The sequence below is a fragment of the Mesorhizobium sp. M7A.F.Ca.CA.004.04.2.1 genome (assembly GCF_004022825.1).
Classification (GTDB): domain Bacteria; phylum Pseudomonadota; class Alphaproteobacteria; order Rhizobiales; family Rhizobiaceae; genus Mesorhizobium.
On record NZ_RZPH01001037.1, the window covers coordinates 1 to 2,038 of the forward strand.

A 2,038-nucleotide genomic window follows, 5' to 3' on the forward strand; every position below is an offset into this window, starting at 1 on the left:
GATCCAGGGTCAGCAGACATCGGGCGCCTGCACCATTGCGCAATGGGCATCCGTCGAGGCGCTGAATGGCCCGCAGGATTTCATCGCCAAAAACAAGGCGATCTTTCAAGGCAGGCGCGACCTTGTCGTGTCGATGCTCAACCAGGCACGCGGCATCACCTGTCCGTCGCCGGAAGGCGCCTTCTATGTCTATCCTTCCTGCGCCCAGCTGATCGGCAAGAAGACCAAGGCCGGCAGGCTGATCGACACCGACGAGACCTTCTGCTCGGAACTGCTCGAAGCCGAGGGCGTCGCGGTGGTGTTCGGCTCGGCCTTCGGCCTCGGGCCCAACTTCCGCATCTCCTACGCGACCTCGGAGACGCTTCTGGAAGAAGCCTGCACACGCATCCAGCGTTTTACGGCTTCGCTGACCTGACCGACGCACTATGAATGCAAAAACCCGGCTTCACCGCCGGGTTTTTTAATGGGCCGTCAGCCTCACGCCTCGTGCTTGGTCTCTTTGGCCGAGCGCGCCTCGGCCGGCGCCAGCACGGCGACCAGCAATGCGGCGGTGAGGAACGCGCCGATCGCTGCCGTCAGCATCGCGGCGTGGAAGCCGCCGGCATAGGCGGCAGCATAGAGTTCATGCACGCCGCTTTCGCCCATCGCCGCATCGGTTGCGAAATCATGCCGTGAAATCGCAGCACGGGCGACCGCTTCCGCGTTGGCGACACCGGCATCGCCGAGATACCCGGTCAAAAGGTTGGTTGCCCGCATGCTCATCAAGGCGCCGAGCAAGGCGATGCCGATGGCAAGGCCGCTCTGGCGGGTGGCATTGATGACCGCCGACACCATGCCCGAGCGTTCGCGCGGCGCATAGGACATGGCGGCAGCGCTGCCGGTCGGGATTGCAAGCGCATTGCCGAGGCCGCCAATGGCGAACAGAAGGCACAGCATCGCATAGGGCGTCGAAGGGCCGGCCCAGCACATGCCGAGCATGGACAGGCCGATAGCAACATAGCCGATGGTCATCAGCGCGGAGTGACCATAGCGCGCGCTCAGCCTGCCGATCCATGGCGACACCACGATCTGGACGATGAAGGCCGGCGCCATGCGCAGGCCGGTCTGCGTCGGCGACCAGCCCTGCACCTGCTGCAGGAACATCGAGAAGAAGAAGACGCTGGAATAGGAGGTGAAGCCGAGCGCGAACGAAGCGACATTGGCGACGGCGAAGCGGACATCGCGGAACAGGCCAAGCGGCAGCATCGGGCGTGCAGTGCGCGCCTCGAAGCCGAGGAAAGCAGCCAGACCGACGACGCCGGCGACCAGCGCCGCGACCGTCCTTGGCTCGCCCCAGCCATTCTCGCCGGCCGAGATCAGGCCGAAGGTCAGCGCCCCCAGCCAAAGGATGCTGAGAGCCAGGCCGACGAGGTCGAGATGGGCATGTTCGGGATGCGCCGTCTCGTTGATCGAAACAGCACCGAGCGCGATCGTGATCAAGCCCAGCGGCAGGTTGATCAAGAAGATGCTTTGCCAGCCGACGGTCTCGACCAGGATGCCACCGAGGACGGGACCAACGAGCAGAGAGATGGCGGCGAACGACGCCCAGCCGCCAATGACGCCAGCGCGCTGGCGCGCATCGGGAAAGGCCTGCGTCAGGATCGACAGCGCGCCTGGAATGAGCAGCGAGCCGGCGATGCCCTGTACCACCCGGCCGGCCAGCAGAACCGGCAGATTGGGCGCGACGGCGCAGATCAGCGAACCGGCCACGAAGATGCCGACGCCGGCCAGCCACGAGCGCTTGCGGCCATAGCGATCGCCGATCAGGCCGGACGACAGCATGAAGGCGGACAGGCACAGCGTGTAGGAGTCGACCACCCATTGCAGGCCGCCGAAATCGGTTTGCAACGCCTGCTGGATGGTCGGCAGCGCGACATTGACGATGCTGACGTCGAGCAGAGCCACGAACGAACCAAGATAGATAGCGGCGACCAGGGGCAGACGGTGCTTTGACATGGCTATATCCAGACGTGAGTTAGAGGCCATGCAGGTGCTACAG

General features: G+C 64.6%; 2 protein-coding genes. One reads left to right on the forward strand and one right to left on the reverse strand.

Annotation, left to right across the window (positions count from 1 at the left end; all coding sequences use genetic code 11):
* On the forward strand, positions 1-415 hold a 415-nt coding region (locus EN893_RS30890), incomplete at its 5' end, for an aminotransferase class I/II-fold pyridoxal phosphate-dependent enzyme (RefSeq protein WP_128362054.1).
* Between the two features lie 62 nt (positions 416-477).
* Here the strand turns inward: EN893_RS30890 and EN893_RS30895 are convergent.
* Complete coding sequence (locus tag EN893_RS30895; protein WP_127267441.1) at positions 478-1,995, reverse strand: MFS transporter; 1,518 nt, start codon at positions 1,993-1,995, stop codon at positions 478-480.
* Positions 1,996-2,038: the final 43 nt, after the last annotated feature.

Bases quoted from the DNA above. Each gene is read 5' to 3' on its own strand.
- EN893_RS30895 (WP_127267441.1), bottom strand. From the start codon at position 1,995: ATGTCAAAGCACCGTCTGCCCCTGGTCGCCGCTATCTATCTTGGTTCG.